Genomic DNA, 570 nt, shown 5'->3' on the forward strand with positions numbered 1-570 from the left:
GGCCGCACCGTACGGATGCTGCGCAACCACGGGCAGGACGGCATCACCCGCTTCCTGCACCACAGGATCGGCCAGAACAGCCGGTTCGACGAGATCATCGCGGCCTTCCAGCTCCACCGGCACGCCGGTTTCGAGGACCGCCTGGAGCGCCGGGCCCGCATCGCCGACTACTACACGGAGCGCTTCGAGCCGCTGGCCGGCCGGGGCGTGCTCGCGCCGCCGGCGGGGCGCAACGGCCGCTGCTACTACGTCTACTCGCTGCTCGTGGAGCGGCGCGCGGACCTGCGCGCCTGGCTGAGCGAGAAGGACATCGGCACGCACGTCTACTACCCGGTGCCGCTGCCCCTGCAGCCCGCGTTCGCGCGGTTCGCGCCCGAGGGCGCCCAGTGGCCCGGCGCGCAGCGCGCCAGTGACCAGAACCTGGCCATCCCCATCTGGCCCCACCTCTCCGACAGTCAGGTGGAATACATCGCCGACTCGGTCTGTGAATTCTTCGACTAGGGAGCGTCCTTTGACCACGAAACTGGTCGTAGTGGGGCAGGGGTACGTCGGCCTGCCGTTGGCCGTGGC

At 70.2% G+C, this 570-nt stretch carries 1 protein-coding gene; it reads left to right on the forward strand.

Going from position 1 to position 570, the window contains the following annotated elements; translation table 11 throughout:
- The coding region (locus KUM32_RS38950) for a DegT/DnrJ/EryC1/StrS family aminotransferase (RefSeq protein ID WP_217146506.1) at nt 1-501 on the forward strand (501 nt) is incomplete at its 5' end.
- Between the last annotated feature and the right edge of the window lie 69 nt (nt 502-570).

The organism is Streptomyces sp. AC627_RSS907 (assembly GCF_019049165.1).